Below are 18,363 nucleotides of genomic sequence, written 5' to 3' on the forward strand. Positions count from 1 at the left end.
TATTTAGCTTTAATGATAATTACATTTTATTTTGCTGTACTAAATCATTTACTTCTTTACTTAAGCTTGCATCTCCTAATCTGCCAGCTATTGCTTCGTTTAAGGCCTTTTCTTCCTCATCACCTAATTCTAAGAAAGACTCACCTCTAACTATTTCTTTTACATATGCAAAACATCCTGTGTTGCTATGCATTACATTTATAACATAACCATTATTAGCCTTATCAAGCATACATAAAGCAAATGATAACTTACCACCCATTTCATGGAATGCATCATATTTTACAATACCAATCTTAGTGAAAGTATATTCTAATTTTTCATAAATATCTTTAATTGATTCTGTATTCTTTGTAGCTGTTTCCTTTAATAGCTTAATATCACCTGTATACTCTTTAATTAAGGCTTCAATACTCTTTCCATCAGAGCCTTCCATCATCATATTATACTTTTTCTTCATATTTGAAGACTTAACAATTGAAACAATTGAAAGTATAATAGCTATTAATGTAAATGCAATTATTCCAATTAAGACATATAATTCATTTACACTAAATAATCCAAATACGTCTAACATTTTTCTACCTTCCTAGTATTTTTTATTTTACTTTCTTGAAAAGATCAATGATTCTCTCTAATTCAGCTTGCGAATAATATTCAATTTCAATTTTTCCCTTGTTATTATTCTTATTCTTGATTACAACCTGTGTACCAATAATCTTTCTAAATTTTTCTTCAAGATCACGATAAATAAAATCGTTTTCTGGCTTTGGTTTTTCTTGTTTTTCAGGCTTATCAAGTTCGCGCATTAGCTTTTCAACATCTCTTACACTTAGTTTTTCATCAAAAATCTTCTGTGCAATAAAATATTGCTTATCCTTATCTTCTATTGTGATAATTGCTCTTGCATGACCACTTGATAATTTACCCTCTACTACCATATCTTGTACTCTTGGATCAAGTTTTAATAGTCTCAATGAATTAGTAATTGCTGTTCTTGATTTAGATACTTTTTCAGCCACTTCATCCTGCTTTAATCTATAATCCTTTATAAGTCTTTGATATGCTTGAGCTTCTTCAATTGGATTTAAGTCTTCTCTTTGAATATTCTCAATAAGAGCAATTTCCATTACTTCCTGTGTTGTATAATCTTTAATTATAACTGGTACTTCTTTAATTCCAGCCATTTTAGCGGCTCTCCATCGTCTTTCACCAGCTATTATTTCATAATAATTGTCCTTTTTTTGCACAAGAAGTGGCTGTAAAATTCCGTATTGTTTAATAGATTCTGAAAGCTCTATTAAAGCATCTTCGTCAAACATTTTTCTTGGCTGTTCTCTATTAGGTTCAACTAAAGATATCTTTACCTTATTTTCAACCGGTACTTCTTTTATTACCTCTTTAACTACTTCAACTTCCTTAACTACTTGTTTAGGTGAACTAGTTTCCACTTCAGGAATTAATGCGCCAATACCTTTTCCAAGGCCCTTACCAAGGCCCTTAGTTGCTGCTTTCTTAGTTGCCATTGTATTCCTCTCTTTCTTATTTATTTGCTATCACTTCTGCTGCAAGCATTCTGTAGCTTTCAGCGCCACTTGACTTGCTATCATATAAATTGATTGGAAGTCCATGGCTTGGTGCTTCTGCTAATCGAATATTTCTAGGTATTATTGTTTTATAAATATTTTCCTGTAAATTATCCTTAACGTTTTCTACAACTTGTAATGATAAATTTGTTCTTGAATCATACATTGTAAATACAACGCCTTCTAATTTCAAATCTGGATTCAACTTCTTCTTAACAAGATTTACTGTATGTATAAGCTGAGTTAACCCTTCTAGAGCATAATATTCACATTGTATTGGAACTAATACTGAATCTGCTGCTGTCATTGCATTAACTGTTAACATACTTAATGAAGGAGGACAATCCAATATTATATAGTCATATTCATCTCTTATTTCTTTAATTGCACTTTTAAGTGAATATTCTCTGTTATCTATATCAATCAAATCAATTTCTGCACCTGCAAGATTTACATTAGATGAAATAATATCAAGATTTTCAATATCGGCTACATTTTTAATAATTGCATCTTTGATATTACATTCTTGGAGAATTACTTCATAAACTGTATTACTAGAACCATCTTTAGAAAGACCATAACCACTAGTTGTGTTACCCTGTGGATCTATATCTATGATAAGTACTTTCTGACCGGCTTCTGCTAAACAGGCTGATAAGTTAATTGCAGTTGTTGTCTTGCCTACGCCACCCTTTTGATTAGCTATAGCTATAGTACGACCCATCTTTTTTCCTCCCATTTATTCTATTAATGATTATAAGTCATCTTATAATTACATTTTAAATATATTTCACGTGAAACATCACGATTAAAACCATTTATTATTATATCACTTCATAAATAAAGTATCTATACTTTTTTTAGATTGTTTCACGTGGAACATTAAAAAAACGCAAAAATATATATTAAAAACAGACTATTCTGTCTATTATAGCTATAATAAAGCTTATCTATATTAATAAGTTACGAATCTTTATATTATATACACTGTGCTTTATTCGCTGGATAAAAAACTTTGCAGAAGTTTACGTTCGATTATATCCATTTCGTTAGTATAAAATAGATTAATTGAGTTTATTAAGACTATTAGAATACCAACATTTCAATTATTTCTGCTATGTTTCATGTGAAACATGCTATCTTCTTATATATGTCTCCTATATAAAATTTTATCTTTTATCTGGATAATGTTTCATGTGAAACATTTCATTTACCATTTTCTATCAATTGTATATTTATATTAAATGTTTCATGTGAAACATTTAATATGCTTCACTTTATACTACACTTTATCTATTGTATTTATTATCTATATCTTTAAAGTTCATAATATAGTAAAGCACAGATAAATTATATTTAAGTTCTTGTATTTTGCATATTACTTATACATTTCTTATGTCTATCTCTTATATACAGCATTCTTTTATTTAGGGTTTAGCATTTATGTTTCATATGAAACATTTAATCTAATATATTACATACCAAGTGAACAACAACATACATGTTTCATGTGAAACATGTAATCCAATGCAAATTACATACTAAATAAAAATAGCTTTTATGTTTCATGTGAAACATGTAATTTAGGCCATATATAACTTGTAAATGCCTATCTAATTGACTTATAGCTCTTTATTTTAGAAATTTTGGCACAAAAATAAAGGATTCACATTTCTGTGAATCCTTTATTAATTACTTAATCGTTATAATATTATTCTTGATAGCGAATACAGCAGCTTGAGTACGATCTGAAACGCCTATCTTCTTAAATATATTAGAAACATGATTCTTAACTGTTCTTTCACTAATATTTAGTGTAGAAGCAATTTCCTTATTAAATGATCCGGCAGCTATCATTTTTAAAACTTCAATTTCTCTTTTAGTTAAGTCACTTAATTTTTCATACATTACATCTCTTTCTGCTAATGTAGCATTAAGTAACGGCATCATTGTTGGCTCAACATATGTATCACCTGAGTAAACTGTAAAAATAGCTTTTCTTAAAGTTTCAAAATCAGAATCCTTTAAAACATACCCATCACATCCCTGATCTAGTGCTTTTATTAAATAATCGACTTCCTTATGTATAGTAAGGATTATTACCTTACATAACATTTTTTGCTGTTTCATTATATTCAACACCTGTAATCCATCAAGGTTAGGCATATTAATATCTAATAATACCAAATTAGGTTTTGTCTTATTGGCTAAATTTAAGCATTCATATCCATCTCCTGCCTCACCAACAACCTTTATTTCACGATCTGTTTCTAGTAAGTGTCTCAGGCCTTCTCTTACCATTCGATGGTCATCTGCTAGCAAAATATTTATTGCCATAAAAACCCTCCCGTTTTTATTTTTTTGGAATTGAAATAGTGTAAGTAGAACCATTTGTATTGGAATAACTTATCACCCCGTCAAGTAATTCAACTCGTTCTCTTAACATAACTAAACCAAATCCCGTGTTATCCTTATGTATTTGTTTTTGGTTATCATAATCAAACCCGATTCCATCATCACTATGCTTGATAATTATCTCTTTATCAGTATTCTTAACTTTAATATTGATTTTAGAGCATTTACTATATTTAATAGAATTACTTGTTAGTTCTGTAATAATTCTAATAATACTAATACCAATTATAGATTCAACTTCATCGTCACCTATAAAGCTATAACTTATTTGTTTATTACTTTGATGATTTAGTTTTGCGCAGCACACGTTAAATGCTTCTTTAAATCCTAAATCTTCAATTGATATTGGTTTGAGATCGTATATTATTTCTCTCAACTCATTAATGCAATCTTTTAAAACCACTTCATTATCTTTTAATTCTAGTTTTGCTCTATTTAAATCTTGTTCAATTAATTGAACTATAAATTCATTTCGATAAATCAAGGCTGTTAAAGACTGTACTACTGAATCATGTATATCTCTTGATATGCGCTCTCTTTCTGCCTCTAAATTTTTTAATAATGCTTTATTGGCTTTAGTTTTATCTTTATTATCCATATCATCATCATTTAAAATCTCTAATAATGACTTATTTTTTCGTGCTATTATTTCTAACTCATTATTAAGACTTTTATTCTCTGACTCAATTTTTTCTCTAGTAGAATTTAATTCCTCTAACTTAATTCTATCTTCGTCATTATAATTTACCGAATGAAACGATTGATCGGATTTTTCCAATTTTGCTTCTATATTGGATATTTCATTGTTAATAGTCATAATTTTAGAGCTATTAAGTTGAATATGTTTTTTTATATCAAGTTCCTCAAGCTGCCAGTTTTTATATTCATTCTCAATATACTCTAATGCTTTATTTGTATTATTCATTTTTTCTCCAATACTCGATAAACAAAAGATTTAATATATAGTACTTTTGTCCATTTAGTACTATAAAAATAGTAACAATGTATCTATTTATTATAGAATACCATACTACAATAAAAATTTTAACCTATTTTGAACAATAAATAAAGTACTTTTTTCCCTTTTAGTAAATAATAGTTTTCTCCTTTATTTATTTTTCTATTTGTTTTTATTTGATAGTACTTAATTATTGATTTATAATAGTATATAAGTTAAATATGCAAATATATAAATGGAGGTCAATATGAATAAATGGCAAAAAATAGGATTAGCTGCTAGTATTTGTGGTGCTACTCTAACAACAGCTCATCTTATAAATAAATTCATTTTTAGCACTGCCACTGCTAAAGGGATTACTAACAATCGCGTATACTCAACTTACCCTTGGAAATTTGGCGACATAAACTACTGTAGTTATGGTGAAGGCTCTCCTATCCTTCTCATTCACGATTTAAACTCATATAGTTCTTTATATGAATGGGATAATGTTATTGATGAATTATCTAAAAATCACAAAGTTTATGCTATCGACCTTCTCGGTTGTGGTAAGTCTGATAAGCCTTATCTAACTTATACAACTTATATGTACACTCAGCTTATTGCTGACTTTATCAATTGTGTTATTAGAGAAAAAACTGATGTTATTGTTTCAGGCTCATCAGCTCCTATGGTTATTGCTTCTGCTTTTAACAATAAAGATGTTATAAATAAGATTGTTCTTGTTAGCCCTATTTCAATTAAATCAGCTTTAATAGGTCCTAACAAGCAATCTAAGATTACTAGATTTATTCTCGAAACACCTATTATTGGTACACTTGTTTATAATATTTGTCAGAGTAAATCAAGCATTAATAAGGAATTAAAAAACGATGCATTTGCAGATGGTGTTGTTCCTTGTGATTTCCTTGATGCTTATTATGAAAATTCGCATATTAATGGATCTTCTTGTAAACATTTATTTACTAGCAAAAAATGCCATTATACTACTATCTCACTTAGCAGATTACTTCCTGCTATTAATAACAGTATTTTCATTATCTCTGGTGAACTAGACAATAATACTCGTATTTTAGAAGAATACACTACTGCTAACAATGCTATTGAGACTTTCTCTATTCCTAATTCTAAAAAGCTTCCTCAAATTGAAGAACCTGAAGAATTTGTGAAGCAAGTTGAAATCTTTTTGGCATAATATAGCTACAAATTATTATTAAATACTAAACCCCTCAACCGATTAAATAATCCATTGAGGGGTTTAATTATATTCTTTACTTTAATGGTTCTTTTGTTGGTAATCCTGCTTTTCTAGGATATTTCTTTGATGTCGCTTTTACCTTTTTTACAATAACTAAGGATCTGTCTATATCTGAATTTGGAAGCTGAAATTTTTCTATTTTTTCTATCTCGCCTCCAAGTAGACTTATGGCTTTCTTAGCATTAGCTGCTTCTTCATCTATTTCTCCTGATTTCATTGCTACAAAATATCCTCCCACCTTTACATATGGTAGATTGTATTCTGCAAGAGATGATAAATTAGCTACTGCTCTTGATATTGCTATATCAAATTTTTCTCTTAAGTCCTTATTTCTTCCGCCATCTTCAGCTCTACTATGTATTGTCTTAATATTCTTTAAACCTAGCTTTGATATTACTTCATCTAAGAACTTAATTCTTTTATTTAGTGAATCTAGCAATACCACGTCTACGTTTTCATAAGCTATTTTTATTGGTAAACCTGGAAATCCTGCTCCTGTTCCAACGTCTATTAAGCTTATTTTATCACTTTTTATTAACTTATTAGGATTAAAACACAAACTATCAACAAAATGCTTTAATAGAACTTCATCATATTCTGTAATTCCTGTTAGGTTCATTACTTTATTCCATTCTACTAATATTTCAAAATAGCTGTTAAACTGCTCTAACTGCTTTTCTGATATTTCAACATCTATTGTTTTTAGATTTTCTAAGAAAACTTTTTCTTGGTTATTCATCATTAATCCTTTCCGCTTATTTAGCGCTTCTTCTATAGCTTTCAAGGAAAACTAACAATACTGATATATCTGCTGGTGAAACACCTGATATACGTGAAGCCTGGCCTATTGAACGTGGTCTAAATTTATCTAGCTTTTGCATAGCTTCTTTTCTTAATCCTGAAATTGCAAAATAATCCAATTCTTCAGGTATTAATTTACCTTCTAGCTTCTTAAAGTGTTCTACCTGTCTTAACTGTCTTGAAATATATCCCTCATATTTAAGATTTATATTTACCTGTTCCTTAACATCCCATGCTAATTCAGGTCTATGCTTATCTATTGGTTCTAATACTTCATAATTTAATTCTGGTCTCTTTATTAATTCTGCTAGTGTTACTCCTGTTGTTAATTCTGTTGAGTTATTAGCTTTTAATACTTCTTGAACTTCGCTACTTGTTCCTACATTACCACTTTTAACTCTTTCGATTTCTTCATCTATCAGTCTTATTTTTTCTTCAAGATTATGCATTCTTTCTTCACTTATTAAGCCTACTTTATATCCATACTTTGTAAGTCTGATATCTGCATTATCCTGACGTAATACTAATCTATATTCTGCTCTACTTGTCATCATTCTATATGGTTCTGATGTCTCTTTTGTTACTAAATCATCGATTAAAACACCTATATAGCTTTCTGATCTATCAAGTATTAATGGTTCTTTATTTTGTACATATAAAGCTGCATTGATACCTGCTATTAGTCCTTGTGCTGCTGCTTCTTCGTATCCTGAACTTCCGTTAAACTGTCCGCCTGCAAATAAACCATTTATTTTCTTAAATTCTAGAGATGACTTTAATTGTACTGCATTGATACAATCATATTCGATTGCATATGCATTTCTAACGATTTTTACATTCTCAAGTCCTGGCACTGTTCTATACATTGCATACTGTACATCTTCTGGTAATGAACTACTCATTCCTCCAAGGTACATTTCATTTGTGTATAATCCTTCTGGCTCAACAAAAACCTGATGTCTATCTTTATCTGCAAATCTTACTACTTTATCCTCAATTGATGGGCAATATCTTGGGCCTACGCCATGTATATCTCCTGAATAAAGAGGTGATCTGTCTAAGTTATCTTTTATAATCTTATGTGTTTCCTCGTTAGTATATGTTAACCAGCATGAAACCTGATCTTTTTGTATAGATTCTGGATCTGTTGTAAATGAAAAAGGAACCACTCTCTCATCGCCAAATTGCTCCTGCATCTTGCTGAAATCAATTGATCTTTTATCTACTCTTGCAGGTGTTCCTGTCTTAAATCTTCTTACTTCAATTCCATTATCTATTAAGCTCTGTGTTAAATGATTAGCAGCCTGTAATCCATTTGGGCCTGTATATGTGCTTACATCACCATAAACACATCTTGCCTTTAAATACACACCTGTACATAATACAACTGCTTTTGCATCATATTCAGCCCCTGAAACAGTTTTTACACCACAAACAACGCCATCTTTAACTATTAACTCGGCAACTTCTGCTTGTCTTACTGTGAGATTATCTGTGTTTTCTAAAACTCTTCTCATCCTTCTTGAATAGTCTTGTTTATCAGCCTGTGCTCTTAAAGAATGCACTGCTGGGCCCTTTGATGCGTTTAGCATTTTTGACTGAATAAATGTGGCATCTATATTCTTACCCATTTCTCCACCAAGTGCATCTATTTCTCTTACTAAATGCCCTTTTGAGCTACCACCTATATTAGGGTTACATGGCATCATTGCAATACTGTCTACACTTACTGTGAAACATATTGTATTTAAGCCCATTCTCGCACTTGCAAGGGCAGCTTCACATCCTGCATGACCTGCACCTACTACTACTACATCATATTCCTCTTTTATATTATGCATGACCTTTTCCTCAATTCTTACATTTACTTACCCATACAAAATCTTTCAAATATTCTATTTGCAAGATCATCTTCTACTTCTTCGCCTACAATTAATCCAAGTTTTTCATAAGCTGTCATAAAATCTATTGTTAAGAAATCTTCACTTACACAATTATCGATTCCCTGCTTTACTAGTTTAAGGCTTTGTAATGCCTCTGCTAATAACTGCTTATGTCTTGTGCTTGTAATATAGATTTCATCATTTACCTGTATTTTTCCACTAAAGAACATATCTTTAATTTCGTCTTCTAATTTGTCTATTCCTAATTCCTGTTTTGCAGAAATTGAAACAACCTTCGCTTCTGGTAAGTTACTGTTAATATCTTCTTTAGATACTACCACATCTAAATCCATTTTATTTAACAGTACTAATACCTTTTTATTTTTAATTAATGACATTATTTCAAAGTCATTTTCATCTAATTTTCTTGTGGAATCCACAACATAAATTATTAAGTCTGCATCAGCTGCGTATTTCTTAGCTTTTTGCACACCAATGTTTTCCACAACATCATCTGTCTTTCTTATACCTGCTGTATCCACTAAATTTAATGTGATTCCAGAGAGGTTAATTGATTCCTCTAAAACATCTCTTGTAGTGCCCTCAATATCAGTAACTATGGCTCTTTCTTCCTTTGCTAGCACATTAAGCAATGATGACTTTCCTGCGTTTGTTTTACCTAGGATTACTGTTCTTATTCCATCGTGGATAATTCGACCGTTATCATAGGTTTTCAACAATTTATCAACAGTTTCCACAAGGTTATCCACATCATATGTCATCTTATCTACATTATCATTAATATCAATATGTTCTGGATCATCAAGTGCTGCTTCTATAAAAGCCACATTATTAAGAATTATATCTCTTAATTCCTTTATTTTTTCTGATAATTTTCCATTTAATTGCTTTACTGATGACTTTAGGGCTAAATCATTCTTAGCATTTATTATATCTATTACTGCCTCTGCCTGAGATAAATCTATTCGACCATTTAAAAATGCTCTCTTTGTAAATTCCCCAGGTTCTGCAAGTCTTGCACCACTTTTTAATACTACTTCTAATAACTTCTTTGTTACTAAAATTCCGCCATGGCAATCGATTTCTACAATATCTTCTTTAGTATATGTATTAGGCGCTTTCATTACCACAACTAAAACTTCATCTATTATTTTTTCATCATAAACAATATTTCCATAGTGTACTGTGTGCGATTTTACATCTGCTAGTTTTATTCCTTTTTTTGATACGAATAAACTATCCACAATTTTAATTGCTTCACTACCACTTACTCTAATTATACTTATACCTCCACTAGACATTGTACTAGTGGAAATAGCAGCTATTGTATCAACCATATATTTCCTCTTATCTTTTCTATTAAAACAAAAAATCTTTATTTCACTTACTAAAACGCAAGACAAGATGAGTGAATATAAGCTCACTCATCTTGCTTGTATATTATTGTTTTTAATTAATTATTATTGTATCTGTTGTTATATCTATTATTATCTCTTCTGTTGTATCTATAATTGTTATTGTTTCCTGCCTTTTCTCTATCTAAGTAAACAATAACATGTCTAAATGGTTCTTCACCTTCTGATTTTGTTGAAACAAACTTATCATTCTGAAGTGTTGAATGAATAATTCTTCTCTCATAAGGATTCATTGGTTCTAAAGATACTGAACGTCTACTTCTCTTAACCTTATAAGCAATATTCTTTGCAAGAGACTCAAGTGTTTCCTTTCGTCTATTTCTGTAGTTTTCTGTATCAATCTTAATACGTACGTATTTTTCTTTACCCTTATTTACTACAAGGCTTGTAAGATACTGAATTGAATCAAGTGTCTGTCCTCTCTTACCGATTAAAACACCCATTCCTTCACCTAAAAGCTCGACATTAACGCTATCTTCAACTTCATCAAAGCTAATCTTAACATCTACATCCATATTCATAGCCTTGAACATATTGTTTAAGAATGTTGAGATTCTCTTTTCAATTTCTTCATTTGAAAGAACAACCTTTGTCTCTGTTTTTACTTCTGCTGCAGCAGGCTTAACTTCTTCCTTAACAGCCTCTACAGTTTCCTTAACTTCAACCTTTTCTTCCTTAGCTTCAGTTTTGATTTCTGGCTTTGCACCCTTTTTCCAAGCAGAAATCTTTGCATCCTTAGATCCTATTCCTAAGAATCCTGTACTTCCCTTTTCAATAACCTCATACTCAATGTCACTGCTAGTTGTACCTAATTCTAAGCATGCATTTGTAATAGCTTCTTCAAGTGTCTTTCCTGTAACTTCTACAAAATCCATCACTTTACCCTCTCTTCTTTTATATTTACTTTTTTATTTACTTTTCTTATTCAATTCAGCAGCTAATGAAGCTTTTTCTGCTAACGAACCCTTCTTTGGTGCCTTAATATTCTTAGCTGCATCTTTTAATTCTTTTATCTTCTTATCATTTGCATCTTTTTTTGACTGTAAATCACGCACTCTATCTTCTGATGAGATTTTCTTTGTATTTACAGCTGCATTCTTTGTAATTTTTTCAGCTGGTAAGCCTTTTTTTGCTCTCTTTTTATTACGCTTTTCGATATTCTTGCTTACAATTGCATCTACACCTATTTTATCAAAATATTTATTAATGCAAATATACATTACTGTCTGTATTACAGCTGTTGCAATCCAATAAATACCAAGACCTGCTGGTACTGAAATTGCGATAAATGCTGACATAAGTGGCATAAATAATGTCATCATCTTCATTGATGCTGCTGCTGGATTATCATCATCTGCCTGTGGCATTCCTGCCTGAGAAACCTTAACACTTATAAACTGTGATAAACCAGCTAGAATAGGAATTAAAACTGGTAATGTAAATGATAAACCAGGATTCTGTGACATATTTATTCCTAAAAATGTATTTACATGTGTTATTTTGTCATAGTTTTCTGTAATAACTGATGCCATGCTTGGGAATGCTTCTTTTAGCTGATTCCACTGATCTGGTGTAAATTTATTTAATCCTAAAATAGCTGCATTAGTAGATGTCCAATCTACATTACCTGAAATTTGAGATAATGTATCTGCATATCCGCTAATACTTGTAATACCTGTAGTTCCATTACCTAAGATATTAGTAAATAATACCTTAATTGATGAAATATATAGAGGAATCTGTTGGAATACTCTATATAATGCAAATAAAATAGGCATCTGAATTAATAACTGTACACATGAGCCCCACTGAGAAACGCCATATTTTTCATAAACTGCCTTATTCTCAGCCTGCATTTTCATCATTGCATCCTGATCGCCACGCTTATTTTTGTATTTTTCCTGAATTGCTTTAAGCTCAGGATTCATTACTGCTGTAAGCTTTGACATCTTCTGTTGTTTAACCGTTAATGGGAACATCAACAATTTAACAATTAAAGTAAATATAACAATAGCTATAGCAACATTTCCAATACCTAATGCATCTAAACCTTTATATAATAGGTCTAAAACTGCTCCTAGAAATGAAGCTATAGGGTTAATAATGCCATTCATTATTTATTTTTGTCCTCCCTATTCTTACGGAACCTTTTTCTCCATTGATATTTGCCAACAGGAACAGGATCAAATCCTGCTCTTACAAAAGGATTACAACGTAATATTCTTTTGAAAGCCAACCAACCACCTAAAATGACTCCATACATCTCAATTGCTTCCATTGCGTATTGAGAGCAAGTAGGAATATAAGCACACATCTTACCACCTTTATATGGTGATATTGCTAATTGATAAAACCTTATTAACTTTAAGGCTATTTTTTTACCTATATTCTTCAATAATACTTCCTTACTGACTACTTATATAATTTATGTAATCTCAATAAATGAATCATTGACTGTTCTGTTTCATGATAACCCTTATCCTTAAGACTAGCTCTGGCAACAATTACATAATCATAGCCATCGGGTATATGACTTGTATTAAGACGAAATGCCTCTCTTATAAGTCTTGCTAATCTGTGTCGGACAATACTATTCCCGACTTTCTTGCTCACAGATACTCCGAGTTTTTTTGTATCCGTTCCATTCTCTTTAACATACATAATAAGATTTCTATTAGCTAATGAATTCTTATTATCATATATATGCTTAAATTCAATGTTCTTTCTCAATGTTTCAAAATCGTTATACTTCATAAAAGCCCTACCATCTTTACCTTATTATTATTTAAAAAACTATCTATCTAACTAATCAATTATAAAACAAAAAAGGACCTTCTAACGAAGGTCCAATAAAGTCACATTAAGCTGAAAGTCTCTTTCTGCCCTTTGCTCTTCTTGCTGCTAAAACTTTTCTTCCGCCTGCACTGCTCATTCTTGCTCTGAAACCATGAACCTTAGCTCTCTGTCTTGTTTTTGGCTGAAATGTCATCTTCATACTATATACACCTCCTTTATTACCACTTTATGTATATGGTAGGAATAATTTATCTTGTAAAAATTCAAAACATCCCTCTAATTATATTGATAAGCCCAAAGAAAGTCAAGTATCTCAAAATCAAAATTAGCAAATGTGGGAAAATCCCCACTAATCCACAGTTTATACATAAGTTATAAACATTTTGTTGATAACCTGTGGAAAACTTGCGAATTTATTCGATTTTATTGTTAAAATACATTTTAAACGCCCTATTTATGCATGTTTATAATGTTCCTAACTTTTCCACAATATAAATAGTTTCCATTTTTTATCAACTATTTTTAAGGTTTATCCACAATGCAATTTGTGGATAATGTGGAAAACTCCGCAAATAATCTACACAAGCTTATTCACATGTTTTGTATTTTTATAATTAACAAAAATTTGTTTTTATCATATACGCTTAAAATCTATCACAATGCCTGTTTCTTGAAAATTGCCATTAAATGATGTATTATGTTATAGAATGTGTTTTTAGTCGAAATATGCCCTTTTTTGGCGCATAGAAACTATTTCCACAATCAAAATCCGCAATATAGATAAAGATTTATTACAGTTTTTATTTTTTTCTTCATTATATATGGTGATTTTTATCCATATATATTTCTTTATCTATAACTATTATTTTGGGAGTAATATATATGGAAGAACTAATAAGTAAGTGGGACGAAATTCTAACCACTTTCAAAGAACAGTATGATATGACTGACGTTTCTTATAAAACATGGATAATGCCAATTAAACCATATTCTGTAGACGGTGATAATATTACACTTGTTTATGATAACAAGAAAAATGCAGCATCTTCTGGTGATTTAGGTATTGCCTATGTGGAAAAGAAATATCTTAGTTTATTAGAAGCAACTACTAGTGAAGTATTAAATAGAATTTGCACTCTTCGTCTTATTTCTGCTGAAGAAAAGCAAAAAGAAGAAACTAGAAAGACTTTTAATTCATCTAACACTGCTGCAATTCAAAATCTAAATCCTGCATATGTATTTGATACATTTGTAATAGGTAATAACAATAATTTAGCCCATGCTGCATCCCTTGCAGTTGCTGAATCTCCAGGTCAGGTTTACAACCCTCTATTTATCTATGGTGGTGTTGGACTTGGTAAGACTCACCTTATGCAGGCTATAGCTCATTACATTATTAATAATGATCCTAGCAAAAAAGTTCTTTATGTAACTTCAGAAACATTCACTAATGAATTGATTGAATCTGTAAAAACAAATAAGAACTCTGAATTTAGAAATAAATATAGAAATATCGATATTCTACTTATTGATGATATTCAGTTTATTATAGGTAAGGAATCAACTCAGGAAGAATTTTTCCATACTTTTAATGCTCTTTATCAGGATGGAAAGCAGATTGTTATTTCATCTGATAGACCACCTAAGGAAATGGAAACATTATCTGATAGATTACGTACACGTTTTGAAAGTGGACTTCCTGTTGATATTCAGATTCCTACTTATGAAACAAAGATGGCTATTATTAATAAGAAGGCAGAGACTTTAAAAATCGAATTACCTAATGAAGTTAAAGATTACGTAGCTACTAATATTAAATCAAGTATTCGTGAACTTGAAGGCGCACTTACTAAATTATCTGCATTTTCAAGATTATCACATACACCTATGACTGTAGAATTTGCGGAAAACACACTTAAGGATCTTATATCTCCAGATTCTAAAAAAGAAATTACACCTGATTATATTATTCAGGTTGTTTCAGAACATACACATGTTTCCACTGAAGATATTACATCTAAAAAGAGAACCGCTAACATTGCATATGCACGTCAGATTGTAATGTATTTATGTAGAGCTATGACTAGTGCTCCTCTTCAAGCTATTGGTGGAGCCCTTGGTGGACGTGATCATACAACAATTATCCACGGTATTGAAAAAATCGAAAAGGAAATTGTCAACAATCCTCAAACTAAGGAACTTGTAGATATTTTGGTAAAAAAGATCAATCCAAACTAAGTTTATTAACATTAACTAACAAGTTTTCCACAGTTATCCACCGACTTGTTCACAATTTTACGTATTTTTATCATTATTTTTGATAAGTATGTGGATAACTTGTTATTTATCTGTTAGTTGTTTGTTGATTTATATTTATAACTTACATTTATATTTTTAGTTAAATTTTTAGTTCAGACTTATCCATAACTGGTTAACATAAAAAATCGATCTTTTTAACACAGTTATTAAATTTATCCAGCGCAGTAGTAATGCGGGCTTGCGATATTTTTAAACTTATCCACACCGCCTACTACTACTACGACTAAAATTAATATATATATATATAGCGACTGCGTCGCATAATTAGCTGAAAGGAGTTTTACACATCATGAAATTAGTTTTCACAAAATCTAATTTAACAAAAGCTGTTAATATTGTTATGAAAGCTGTACCTACTAGAACTACAATGACAATTTTAGAATGTATCTTAATTGATGCTACTACTAATGTTATTAAGTTTACTGCTAACGATATGGAGCTTGGTATTGAAACAATAGTTGAGGGTGACATTATTGAAAAAGGTAAAATAGCACTTGATGCTAAATTTTTCTCAGAATTTATTAGAAAATTACCTGATAATGAAATAACACTTGAAACTGATAATAACAATGTTGCTACTATTTACTGTGAAAATACTAAAATTAATATAGCTGGTAAATCTGGTGATGATTTTTCATATCTTCCAGCTATCGTTAAAGATAAATTTATTACATTATCTCAATTTAGTCTTAGAGAAGTTATTAATCAGACAATTTTTTCTCTATCAATGTTAGATAATAATAAGCTTATGACTGGTGAATTATTTGAAGTTACAGATAACAAGCTTAAAGTTGTAGGTCTTGATGGACATAGAATAGCTATTAGAAATATTACTTTAGAAGATCATTACGATCACATAAAAGTTATTGTTCCTGGTAAGACTTTATCTGAAATAAGTAAAATTTTATCTACTGATGCTGAAAGCATGGTAAATATTTACTTTACAAATAACCATATTTTATTCGAATTTGATGAAACACTTGTTGTTTCTAGATTAATTGAAGGTGATTATTTTAAAATTGACCAGATGTTATCTAATGATTACGAGACAAAAATTTCAATTAATAAAAAAGAATTCATGGAATCTATTGAAAGAGCTAATTTATTTATTAAAGAAAGTGATAAAAAGCCTATCATTTTCAGCGTTACAGATGGTTCTTTGAGAGTTAATGTAAAGTCAGCAATTGGTAATTTTGATGATAATATCAATATTAACAAAGATGGTAAGGATATTATGATTGGTTTTAATCCTAAATTCCTTATTGATGCTTTGAAAGTTATAGACGAAGAAACTATTGATATTTATATGGTTAATCCTAAGTCTCCTTGCTTTATTAGAGACAGAGAACAGAGCTATATATACTTAATTTTACCAGTTAATTTTGTAGTATAATTGAGTTAAATCTATATTTAACCTACCGATTAATGCATTTTTAAACAAGAAAGCTATACAAATATCCTGTTAAAAATGCATATCGGTAGAACGATATAATTTCTTATCAATACAGTATTTTAAAGGTATAGAAGGTATAAAAATGGAATCAATACAAATAAAAGATGAATTTATTAAGCTTGGTCAGGCTCTTAAACTTGCTGGTTTAGTTGAGTCAGGTGTTGAAGCAAAAATTGTAATTCAAGATGGTCAAGTTACACTAAACGGTAACGTTGAAACACAGAGAGGAAAAAAAATCTATGATGGAGACGTTGTTGAATATAATGGCCAAAAATTTAGTGTTAAAGCAGGTAATTTATAATTAAAGCAGGTGCAATGTGATTGTTGAGTCAATAGATTTAAAAGATTTTAGAAATTATAGTATTCTTAATATGAATTTTGATAAAAATGTTAACATTATTTATGGTGATAATGCTCAGGGAAAGACCAATATTCTTGAATCTTTATATATTTGTTCTACATCTAAATCACATAGAGGTAGTAAAGATAAAGAGATAATCAAGATTGGTTGCAATGAAGCTCATATCAAAGTTAATGTTAAGAAAAATGAAATTAAATATCGTATTGACATGCATCTAAAGCAAGGAAAATCAAAAGGAATTGCAATTAACGGAATTCCTATAAAAAAAGCTGTTGAGTTATTTGGTATAATAAATATAGTTTTATTTTCACCAGAGGATTTAAATATTATAAAAAATGGTCCTAGTGAAAGAAGACGATTTATGGATATTGAATTAAGTCAGCTTGATAAGATATATCTAAATAACCTTGTAAATTACAACAAAGTTGTAAATCAAAGAAATAAGTTTCTTAAAGAAATATCCTTGATTCCATCCAAAGAAGATTTGGATATGTTGGATATTTGGGATATGCAGCTTGTAAGATATGGGACAGAAATTATTAAAAGACGAACTGAATTTATAAATCAGATTAATGACATAATTTCTGTTATTCATACAAATTTAACTGGAGGCAAAGAAAAATTATTTATTGAGTATGTGCCAAATGTTAAAGTTGAAGATTTTGATAGCGAAATAAGAAAAGTTAGAGATAGGGATTTAAGATATAAATTAACAAATATTGGTCCGCATAAGGATGATTTGTGTTTTTATATTAATGATCAAGATGTTAGAAAATACGGTTCTCAAGGACAACAAAGAACTGCAGCACTTTCTTTAAAACTTTCAGAAATAGAGCTCGTTAAAACAATAATAAAAGATACACCAATTCTTTTGTTAGATGATGTTTTATCTGAGTTAGATAGCAATAGACAAAATTTTCTTGTTAACAGTATAGGTGATATTCAGACTATTATCACATGTACAGGTTTAGATGAATTTATAAATTCTAGGATAAACGTTAATAAGATATTTAGAGTTATAGATGGTCAGGTTTTTGACTACAAAGAATCTGATAGTAAATAAAAAATAAAAGTAGTTTATAGAAGGAGGAATTATC

At 30.0% G+C, this 18,363-nt stretch carries 18 protein-coding genes; 5 read left to right on the top strand and 13 right to left on the bottom strand.

The window, feature by feature from the left end:
- Window positions 1-19: 19 nt before the first annotated feature.
- From T537_RS0104540 to T537_RS0104560, 5 genes are all read right to left on the bottom strand, one after another.
- Entirely contained in the window at window positions 20-577 is a 558-nt protein-coding gene (locus T537_RS0104540) for a DUF4446 family protein (RefSeq protein ID WP_031556536.1), read from the bottom strand.
- 22 nt (window positions 578-599) lie between these two features.
- A complete protein-coding gene (locus T537_RS0104545; RefSeq protein WP_031556537.1) occupies window positions 600-1,526 on the bottom strand; it encodes a ParB/RepB/Spo0J family partition protein in 927 nt (308 codons plus the stop codon).
- A gap of 16 nt (window positions 1,527-1,542) precedes the next feature.
- A complete protein-coding gene (locus tag T537_RS0104550; protein ID WP_027437916.1) occupies window positions 1,543-2,310 on the bottom strand; it encodes a ParA family protein in 768 nt (255 codons plus the stop codon).
- A 968-nt stretch (window positions 2,311-3,278) separates the two neighbouring features.
- On the bottom strand, window positions 3,279-3,923 hold the full coding sequence (locus T537_RS0104555; protein WP_027437915.1) for a response regulator: 645 nt from the start codon (window positions 3,921-3,923) through the stop codon (window positions 3,279-3,281).
- Window positions 3,924-3,939: 16 nt separating this feature from the next.
- Window positions 3,940-4,926 carry a sensor histidine kinase gene (locus tag T537_RS0104560; protein ID WP_031556538.1) on the bottom strand — a complete coding sequence of 329 codons (987 nt, stop codon included), beginning with the start codon at window positions 4,924-4,926 and terminating at the stop codon, window positions 3,940-3,942.
- Window positions 4,927-5,206: 280 nt separating this feature from the next.
- Between T537_RS0104560 and T537_RS0104565 the strand changes: the two genes are divergently transcribed.
- Complete coding sequence (locus tag T537_RS0104565; protein ID WP_031556539.1) at window positions 5,207-6,154, top strand: alpha/beta fold hydrolase; 948 nt, start codon at window positions 5,207-5,209, stop codon at window positions 6,152-6,154.
- A 76-nt stretch (window positions 6,155-6,230) separates the two neighbouring features.
- Here T537_RS0104565 and rsmG read toward each other — a convergent pair whose 3' ends face one another.
- From rsmG to rpmH, 8 genes are all read right to left on the bottom strand, one after another.
- Window positions 6,231-6,956 (bottom strand): 16S rRNA (guanine(527)-N(7))-methyltransferase RsmG, encoded by a 726-nt coding sequence (gene rsmG, locus T537_RS0104570; protein ID WP_027437912.1) that lies wholly within the window; start codon window positions 6,954-6,956, stop codon window positions 6,231-6,233.
- Between the two features lie 16 nt (window positions 6,957-6,972).
- A complete protein-coding gene (gene mnmG / locus T537_RS0104575) occupies window positions 6,973-8,859 on the bottom strand; it encodes a tRNA uridine-5-carboxymethylaminomethyl(34) synthesis enzyme MnmG (RefSeq protein ID WP_031556540.1) in 1,887 nt (628 codons plus the stop codon).
- A 23-nt stretch (window positions 8,860-8,882) separates the two neighbouring features.
- Entirely contained in the window at window positions 8,883-10,259 is a 1,377-nt protein-coding gene (gene mnmE / locus T537_RS0104580) for a tRNA uridine-5-carboxymethylaminomethyl(34) synthesis GTPase MnmE (protein WP_031556541.1), read from the bottom strand.
- Window positions 10,260-10,375: 116 nt separating this feature from the next.
- The gene (gene jag, locus T537_RS0104585; protein ID WP_051554956.1) at window positions 10,376-11,212 is read right to left on the bottom strand and encodes an RNA-binding cell elongation regulator Jag/EloR; all 837 of its coding nucleotides are present in this window, start codon (window positions 11,210-11,212) and stop codon (window positions 10,376-10,378) included.
- 33 nt (window positions 11,213-11,245) lie between these two features.
- Complete coding sequence (locus T537_RS0104590) at window positions 11,246-12,451, bottom strand: YidC/Oxa1 family membrane protein insertase (protein WP_034244253.1); 1,206 nt, start codon at window positions 12,449-12,451, stop codon at window positions 11,246-11,248.
- Window positions 12,451-12,723, bottom strand: a complete 273-nt coding sequence (gene yidD / locus T537_RS0104595) for a membrane protein insertion efficiency factor YidD (RefSeq protein ID WP_031556544.1) — start codon at window positions 12,721-12,723, stop codon at window positions 12,451-12,453. The genes T537_RS0104590 and yidD overlap by 1 nt, the downstream gene beginning before the upstream one ends.
- A 26-nt stretch (window positions 12,724-12,749) precedes the next feature.
- Window positions 12,750-13,091, bottom strand: coding sequence for a ribonuclease P protein component (gene rnpA, locus T537_RS0104600; protein ID WP_027437908.1), 342 nt, complete (start codon window positions 13,089-13,091; stop codon window positions 12,750-12,752).
- Window positions 13,092-13,197: 106 nt separating this feature from the next.
- A complete protein-coding gene (gene rpmH, locus T537_RS0104605; RefSeq protein WP_022432588.1) occupies window positions 13,198-13,332 on the bottom strand; it encodes a 50S ribosomal protein L34 in 135 nt (44 codons plus the stop codon).
- Window positions 13,333-14,015: 683 nt separating this feature from the next.
- Between rpmH and dnaA the strand changes: the two genes are divergently transcribed.
- The 4 genes from dnaA to recF all read left to right on the top strand — a co-directional run bounded on the left by dnaA (window position 14,016) and on the right by recF (window position 18,329).
- Window positions 14,016-15,371, top strand: a complete 1,356-nt coding sequence (gene dnaA / locus T537_RS0104610; protein WP_027437907.1) for a chromosomal replication initiator protein DnaA — start codon at window positions 14,016-14,018, stop codon at window positions 15,369-15,371.
- 370 nt (window positions 15,372-15,741) lie between these two features.
- Window positions 15,742-16,845 carry a DNA polymerase III subunit beta gene (gene dnaN, locus T537_RS0104615; protein WP_027437906.1) on the top strand — a complete coding sequence of 368 codons (1,104 nt, stop codon included), beginning with the start codon at window positions 15,742-15,744 and terminating at the stop codon, window positions 16,843-16,845.
- 142 nt (window positions 16,846-16,987) lie between these two features.
- Window positions 16,988-17,206, top strand: coding sequence for an RNA-binding S4 domain-containing protein (locus tag T537_RS0104620; protein ID WP_027437905.1), 219 nt, complete (start codon window positions 16,988-16,990; stop codon window positions 17,204-17,206).
- Between the two features lie 16 nt (window positions 17,207-17,222).
- Window positions 17,223-18,329, top strand: a complete 1,107-nt coding sequence (gene recF / locus T537_RS0104625; RefSeq protein ID WP_027437904.1) for a DNA replication/repair protein RecF — start codon at window positions 17,223-17,225, stop codon at window positions 18,327-18,329.
- Window positions 18,330-18,363 lie beyond the last annotated feature (34 nt).

The organism is Lachnospira multipara LB2003 (assembly GCF_000702205.1).
GTDB classification, from domain to species: Bacteria; Bacillota; Clostridia; order Lachnospirales; family Lachnospiraceae; genus Lachnospira; species Lachnospira multipara_A.

Bases quoted from the DNA above. Each gene is read 5' to 3' on its own strand.
- T537_RS0104540 (WP_031556536.1), bottom strand. From the start codon at position 577: ATGTTAGACGTATTTGGATTATTTAGTGTAAATGAATTATATGTCTTA.
- T537_RS0104545 (WP_031556537.1), bottom strand. From the start codon at position 1,526: ATGGCAACTAAGAAAGCAGCAACTAAGGGCCTTGGTAAGGGCCTTGGA.
- T537_RS0104550 (WP_027437916.1), bottom strand. From the start codon at position 2,310: ATGGGTCGTACTATAGCTATAGCTAATCAAAAGGGTGGCGTAGGCAAG.
- T537_RS0104555 (WP_027437915.1), bottom strand. From the start codon at position 3,923: ATGGCAATAAATATTTTGCTAGCAGATGACCATCGAATGGTAAGAGAA.
- T537_RS0104560 (WP_031556538.1), bottom strand. From the start codon at position 4,926: ATGAATAATACAAATAAAGCATTAGAGTATATTGAGAATGAATATAAA.
- T537_RS0104565 (WP_031556539.1), top strand. From the start codon at position 5,207: ATGAATAAATGGCAAAAAATAGGATTAGCTGCTAGTATTTGTGGTGCT.
- rsmG (WP_027437912.1), bottom strand. From the start codon at position 6,956: ATGAATAACCAAGAAAAAGTTTTCTTAGAAAATCTAAAAACAATAGAT.
- mnmG (WP_031556540.1), bottom strand. From the start codon at position 8,859: ATGCATAATATAAAAGAGGAATATGATGTAGTAGTAGTAGGTGCAGGT.
- mnmE (WP_031556541.1), bottom strand. From the start codon at position 10,259: ATGGTTGATACAATAGCTGCTATTTCCACTAGTACAATGTCTAGTGGA.
- jag (WP_051554956.1), bottom strand. From the start codon at position 11,212: ATGGATTTTGTAGAAGTTACAGGAAAGACACTTGAAGAAGCTATTACA.
- T537_RS0104590 (WP_034244253.1), bottom strand. From the start codon at position 12,451: ATGAATGGCATTATTAACCCTATAGCTTCATTTCTAGGAGCAGTTTTA.
- rnpA (WP_027437908.1), bottom strand. From the start codon at position 13,091: ATGAAGTATAACGATTTTGAAACATTGAGAAAGAACATTGAATTTAAG.
- rpmH (WP_022432588.1), bottom strand. From the start codon at position 13,332: ATGAAGATGACATTTCAGCCAAAAACAAGACAGAGAGCTAAGGTTCAT.
- dnaA (WP_027437907.1), top strand. From the start codon at position 14,016: ATGGAAGAACTAATAAGTAAGTGGGACGAAATTCTAACCACTTTCAAA.
- dnaN (WP_027437906.1), top strand. From the start codon at position 15,742: ATGAAATTAGTTTTCACAAAATCTAATTTAACAAAAGCTGTTAATATT.
- T537_RS0104620 (WP_027437905.1), top strand. From the start codon at position 16,988: ATGGAATCAATACAAATAAAAGATGAATTTATTAAGCTTGGTCAGGCT.